Source organism: Nocardia sp. NPDC004722 (assembly GCF_053601505.1).
In genome coordinates this window covers 1-5,818 of sequence record NZ_JBSGBY010000546.1, presented here as the reverse complement: position 1 = coordinate 5,818, position 5,818 = coordinate 1, and the positions used below count along the sequence as shown (strand labels likewise).

8 protein-coding genes and 1 pseudogene are annotated in these 5,818 nt (G+C 64.6%); 6 read left to right on the top strand and 3 right to left on the bottom strand.

Annotated elements, in window-relative coordinates; genetic code table 11:
• Window positions 1–105 precede the first annotated feature (105 nt).
• The 6 genes from ACWELQ_RS36050 to ACWELQ_RS36025 all read left to right on the top strand — a co-directional run bounded on the left by ACWELQ_RS36050 (window position 106) and on the right by ACWELQ_RS36025 (window position 3,004).
• A complete protein-coding gene (locus ACWELQ_RS36050; protein ID WP_452401492.1) occupies window positions 106–570 on the top strand; it encodes an adenine deaminase C-terminal domain-containing protein in 465 nt (154 codons plus the stop codon).
• A gap of 30 nt (window positions 571–600) precedes the next feature.
• Window positions 601–1,326 (top strand): YczE/YyaS/YitT family protein, encoded by a 726-nt coding sequence (locus ACWELQ_RS36045; protein ID WP_452401491.1) that lies wholly within the window; start codon window positions 601–603, stop codon window positions 1,324–1,326.
• Window positions 1,327–1,406: 80 nt separating this feature from the next.
• On the top strand, window positions 1,407–1,610 hold the full coding sequence (locus ACWELQ_RS36040; protein WP_452401490.1) for a hypothetical protein: 204 nt from the start codon (window positions 1,407–1,409) through the stop codon (window positions 1,608–1,610).
• Window positions 1,611–1,673: 63 nt separating this feature from the next.
• A complete protein-coding gene (locus tag ACWELQ_RS36035) occupies window positions 1,674–1,898 on the top strand; it encodes a hypothetical protein (RefSeq protein ID WP_452401489.1) in 225 nt (74 codons plus the stop codon).
• Window positions 1,899–2,021: 123 nt separating this feature from the next.
• Entirely contained in the window at window positions 2,022–2,387 is a 366-nt protein-coding gene (locus tag ACWELQ_RS36030; RefSeq protein WP_452401488.1) for a VOC family protein, read from the top strand.
• 29 nt (window positions 2,388–2,416) lie between these two features.
• Complete coding sequence (locus ACWELQ_RS36025) at window positions 2,417–3,004, top strand: pyridoxamine 5'-phosphate oxidase family protein (RefSeq protein WP_452401487.1); 588 nt, start codon at window positions 2,417–2,419, stop codon at window positions 3,002–3,004.
• Window positions 3,005–3,121: 117 nt separating this feature from the next.
• Here the strand turns inward: ACWELQ_RS36025 and ACWELQ_RS36020 are convergent, their stop codons facing one another.
• From ACWELQ_RS36020 to ACWELQ_RS36010, 3 genes and pseudogenes are all read right to left on the bottom strand, one after another.
• Window positions 3,122–3,616: an MmyB family transcriptional regulator gene (locus ACWELQ_RS36020; protein ID WP_452401486.1), complete on the bottom strand. Its 495-nt coding sequence runs from the start codon at window positions 3,614–3,616 to the stop codon at window positions 3,122–3,124.
• A 110-nt stretch (window positions 3,617–3,726) separates the two neighbouring features.
• Window positions 3,727–3,858 (bottom strand): annotated as a pseudogene (locus ACWELQ_RS36015) (helix-turn-helix domain-containing protein); the annotation flags it as partial.
• Window positions 3,859–4,153: 295 nt separating this feature from the next.
• A complete protein-coding gene (locus ACWELQ_RS36010; RefSeq protein WP_452401485.1) occupies window positions 4,154–5,521 on the bottom strand; it encodes an FAD-binding oxidoreductase in 1,368 nt (455 codons plus the stop codon).
• Between the last annotated feature and the right edge of the window lie 297 nt (window positions 5,522–5,818).

Genomic DNA, 5,818 nt, shown 5'->3' with positions numbered 1-5,818 from the left:
CCGTCGCCGCCTTCGACAATTGCGGCGTGCGCGGCCATTTGGCGTCCCGCAGCGGGGAGACCGGGGGAGTGTGCTCGGCCTCATCGGAGAGCGGGCGCCCAGGAGGTGTGGGTCCCGTATCGCGACGGCGTGGTCGTGCCCGAATACGAAGGGGCGCGGCTGAATCGGATCTCCGTCGTGCAGCGATATGCCGAGGGGGAGCGGCATACGGTGAACGGGCTGTTCAAGGGCGTCTCGATCGACGCCGGCGCGGTCTCCACGTTCTGGCCCGCACCGTCGGCGTATTTCGTCGTCGTCGGCACCGACAGCGCCGAGATGTACGACAACCTCCGGCAGCTGGACGGGTACGTGGGCGGCTGCCTGGTCACCGTGGACGGCGACGTGAAAGCCGTACTGCCACTGGACTTCTACGGTGTGATGGCGGACATGAACCTGGCCGACCTGGTCGAGGCGACCCGGTCGATCGACGAAGCGCTGCTGAAACTCGGCAACCACAACGAGGGCGAACCCGTCGTCAACAAGCTGCTGACCCTGTTCATCTCACTCGACCGCTTCGGGTTCATGAAGTAGCCCGGCGAGCGAGACAAGGATTCGACCGTCATGCACGACAAAGACGCGGGAATCATCGACACCGGAAACAAGGTGCGCCGCTGGATCACCTACATCGCCGGAATCTACATCCTGACAATGGGTCTCAGCCTCGCCGTCCGCGCGGGAATCGGCATCTCCCCGCAGAGCAGTCTCACCCGAACGATGACCCTGGTAGTGCCCACCCTCACCCAGGGCAACTTCAACCTCATCCTCGAGGTACTCGCGCTGATCGCGACCTTCGCGGTCAGACCGCGAGACTTCAAACCAGGCAACCTACTCTCCCTGATCCCCGCACTGATCCTGGCCATCCTGCTCGACTTCAACCTCCGCCACACCCAATGGCTGACCCTCGGACCATATCCCGCCAAGGTCGCGCTACTGTTCGCCGCCGACGCGATGCTGGCCTTCGGCCTGTTCCTCATGATCCGAGCCAACCTGGTACTGATGCCCATCGACATGTTCGTCAACACCCTCCAACGAGTAACAGGCCGCAAATGGGGCAACATCAAAACCGCCTTCGACACCACCCTCCTCGCCCTCTCGGCCACCATCGGCCTACTCTTCCTCGGCGCCCCCCATTTCATCCGCGAGGGCACAATCCTCAACGCAATCCTCGTCGGCCAGTACATAAAGCTCTATTTCTTCCTGTACCGCAAGTACACCGCCCGAAGCCCCCTCGTCCCAGGCAGCGCGGGCGACGCGTCGGGACAACGCGGCGAAGGCGTCACGCAGTGAGCCCAGGCCAAGACTGCGCAGGGCGGGCGGAGAATTGCGCGAGTATCCAACGATGGGGCCAACCCAGGAAGCGATGACCCGTGAACCTCTGGAACCAGCTCGTCGAACCACGAACCGCGTTGGTGGACAATCTCTCCCGCGCTGATCGAGCCGAGCTTGCAACTTGCGTGATCGAGGGCACTTCGAACCTGTTCGCCCCATCGTTCACTGAGTATTTCCCAACCGAGGTCGCGCAGCTGATCACTTCCGCCATCCAGGAATTCCGGGCCTCCGCGCCGGAATAGGTTCTGTCCCAAGCTTATACAACGCGGTTCACTACGGAATTCGACACGATCCAGGACATCCCGATGCGTCCAGGTTGCGGCTCCGTCACCATGGCCGTCCTGGACCTGGCGCACGGGCTGGCCGGGGATCTGAAGTCGGAGACCATCCAGGAGGTCCTGTTCTCATGCTATGACGCCATCTTCGTGTCTCAGCTCACCGGTCTGGTAACGCCGGAAAAGGAGCAGAACAACTCCCAGTGTCAACGCGCCATCACCCTCCAGCGGAACCTCATCGCTCGGTGGCGATAAACAGTACGTACCTCAGCCAGCTGTCAGCCTCGACCGTAATGCTGCGATGCGCCCCTGTATTGCATTGTGCGCGTAGTGATTCGAAGGAGCGACGACGACAGGCCCTGTCAATATGGTGATCCGATGACGTCGGTTAGGCAGATCCAAGTCACCTTCGACTGCGCGGATCCTGAGCGTGTCGCTCATTTCTGGTCTGAGGTATTGGGATACGCCCACAGGGGCTCATCATGCGTTGATCCATCGGGGGTCGGTCCGCGCTTATATTTCCAGCGCGTGCCGGAGGGGAAGGTCGTGAAGAATCGGCTGCATCTTGACGTTCGAGTCGGCACCGGGCTCGTCGGTGACGAGCGCGTGGCCGCACTCGAGTCCGAATGTGCACGACTACTGGCACTCGGCGCGCGACGCGTGCGGCTGCTGCGCGCCGATGGCGTCCACGAGTCGTGCCTCGTGATGCAGGACGTCGAGGGTAACGAGTTCTGTCTCGACTGAGTCGAGGTTCGGGGAAGGGGAGGGAGTCCATGGCTAAGCAGTTCCCGCATCTGGATGAATCGCTGCGGGGGTTCATCGGTGCGCAAGCGATGTTCTTCGTTGCTACCGCTCCGTCCGAGGGTGGGCGTGTGAACTTGTCCCCCAAGGGATATCAGGACACCTTCGCGATTCTGGATGATCACACCGTGGCCTATCTCGATCTGTTCGGCAGTGGAGCGGAGACGATCGCACACCTGCGGGACAACGGCCGGATCACGATCATGTTCTGTTCGTTCACCCGTAATTCGAGGATTCTGCGCCTGTTCGGCGTCGGCCGAGTCGTTCGCCCCGATGATCGCGAGTTCCTCGATCTGCGAGAGCATTTCGGCCTGGATCATCCGGGCATTCGCGCAGTGATCGTCGTCGAGGTCGAAAGGATCGCTGATGCTTGCGGGTACGCGGTCCCGTATCTCGAGCTTGTCGGCGAACGTCCGGTTCTGGATGCGCATCATGCCAAGCAGCCGAACGAGAAGTTCGCGCACCGGATCGGCGGCGACAACGGGCACAGCATCGACGGACGACCAGCACTCGAACCCGACCATCCGCTGCCGTCCAAGGTTCCCCGACCAACGCACTGAAATGCTCGACCACACCGACAGTCGGCGACTAGGTTCGGGAGTACTCAGCGAGGGAAAGCGGACAAAATTCCGCAGTGAGTACTCCCGAACCTTCAATCATGCACGTCAGATTGGCGATCAACGAACCCGCTCACACGCCGCGAGTCGCGCGGTTCGAACCGGCCAAACTGGCGGCCCAGCCGAATGTCGAGTGGCACATCCTGGAGGGAAAGTCGGACAGATCCCCTCCAGGATGTGCCACTCGACGACGGGATGTGGTGGGGTGGCGTCCCAGGCTTGGACGAAGCAGGGGCTGGCTGAGCGTGAGTCCGCGATCAGTTTGGTCAGATCGCGGTCGGCTGGGTAGCGGGTGGCGGCTGCGCGCAGGTCGGCGACGAGGGAGGCGCGGAAGCGGTTGTTTTCTTCCGGGTCGATGACACAGTCGTTCATGCCGATGAACTCGCGCCACACCAGATTTCGCTCGTGACCGCGCTGTGCGTTCGGGTCATAGAACAGTGTGGTCCAGGAGGAGTTCGCGGCGAGTTGGGTCCACGCCGCGGTGAAGATACCGACGGGGCCGGTGTCGAGCCGGTCGAGTAGTCGGCGGGCGCCGGGGCCGAGGTGGGTTGGCACGCAGCCTTCGCCGGCCGGTGCGTAGCCGGCCAGCGTGCACAGGTGCTGTAGTCCGCGCGTGACAATCGCAAGGCGCGGCTCAGCGCGTCGAGAACCGCCATCGACTGGCGCGCCCTGCCCTGTTCGAGTCGCTTGATGTAGTCGGCGGAAACTCCTGCCAATCCGCCCAGTTCCTCACGCCGTAAACCCGGAGTTCGACGTCGGAGAGAGGATCCGGGAAGTCCCGCCAGGGCGGGTGACACTCGCTCTCGGCAGTCGTGGCGCACGCGCCCGAGATCGCCGTGTGGTGCGCTCACCTGATCGACGGTAGTCAAAGAAGGGGAGGCGAGCCTGGGCCGATCTGTCCCAGGCTCGCCGCCCTGGGCAAAACTGGCCCTGGCTGCCGGGGTCGACCGTTGTGAACCTGGAGCCCGCTGACCCGAGTACGTCCGGTGCGCGGCCCGGTTGCCGCCGTGTCGCGCACCCACGATTCGATCCCGGGGGTTTCGATGTGAAAACCCGCTGCTATCTAACGGATCTCGGTTGCGGATTCCGAACTTAGGTCGTTGCGGGGAGCGGTGTTGCGGTGAACAGATTGTCGGGGTCGAGGCGGTTTTTGACCGTGAGGAGGCGGGCGTGGTGGGGGCCGTAGGCGTCGGCGGTCTGGTGCTCGTCGTCGGGACCGAGGAGATTGGGGTAGCCGCCGGGCAGCGCGTACCGGGCCAACATGGAGCTGGCCTTCTTGGGCCAGCTGACCGACAGGGGGTCCGCGTCCGGGGCGCCGATTTCGATGAGTTCGACCATGAAGTGATCTCGGCGTTGTCCGAAGGCGCTGCTGTCGGGGGAGATTCGGGTGGCGGCGCCATGGAAGTGGTGGATGTTGATGAATGCCGATGGGGAAGTACGCGCGTCGTAGGCCTCGATCAGAGCCGACACCACTTCGGGGGTGAACGCCGCGACGTTTCGGGTACGGATCGCGTAGCGGGCTCCGTCGGGGAACGCGCCGTCGAATTCGCGCAGTTTCGCCAGCGGCGATTTCGCGGTGACCGTGGCGGTCAGCGGCGAGCCGAGGGTGGCGAATCCGCTGAGCGCCGCCGCTCCGTCGGCAGGGTGTCCCGACCAGGTCGGGGCGATCGTGATCATCGGGTTGCCGTCGGGGTCGGCGATGAAGGCGATCACGGAAGTGAGTGCGTCGGAAGCCTTTTCGAGAATCTCGCCGTAGCCGCGCAATACCTGTTCGGCCTGTTCCCACGGGAATGCGAACGACCCGGCCAGCACCTCGGTCAGCGGGTGGAGGGCCACGTCGGCGGAGGTGACCACGCCGAAGTTGCCGCCCCCGCCGCGCAGCGCCCACAACAATTCGGGATCCGCACCGTCGTCGTGGCCCGCGCGGGCCACGCGTCCGTCGGCGAGCACGACTTCGGCGGCCAGCAGGTTGTCGGCGGCGAGACCGAAGCGTCCGCTGAGCGGACCGTAGCCGCCACCGAGAGACAGCCCGAGCATGCCGACGGCGCCGACCGTTCCGGTCGCCGCGGCGAGTCCGTGGCGGTCGGCTGCTTCGGCGACATCGGCGGAGGTGGCGCCCCCGGCCACGGTGGCGACGTTGTCGCGTACCGAGACTCGTCGCATCCGGGTGAGGTCGATGACCAGACCGCCGGCCCGGATCGCGCGCCCCGCCCAGTCGTGGCCGCCGCCGCGCACCGACAGTGCCAGCCCGCTCTCGCGTGCCGCACGGACCGAATGCTGCACGTCCGAGGTGGTCTCGCACAGCACGATCAGCGCTGGATGATTGGTGACCGCGCCGTTCCACACGCTCGCCGCGGCATCCAATTCGGGTCCCGCGGTGATCATGCGATGCGGGTCGATCGCCGGGGTGGATGTCTCGAGCGCGGCGATTGCGCGGTCGACGCCGATGGGTGTGACCATGATGATCCTTTCAGCGCCACGAAAGGCGCTCGGCGGAAGCGGAACGAGAACACACGTGGGTGATCGGCTCGCCGATCGGCACCCACGGCCGCGCGCCGAATTGCTTGCGCCACAGCCCAAGAGTTCTCTGCCGCTGCACTCACATGACTACGGTAGATCGGGAGTCCGCGATCAGCGTGGGCGAATTATGCCCATGCTGACAGGATTGTTGCGTCGGGAGGCGCCGGTTCTACCTTCGGCGGCCGTCGAGCAGGAGTCGAATGGTGAGGCAGGGGTCGTCGTTCGGGTCGGCCCGCC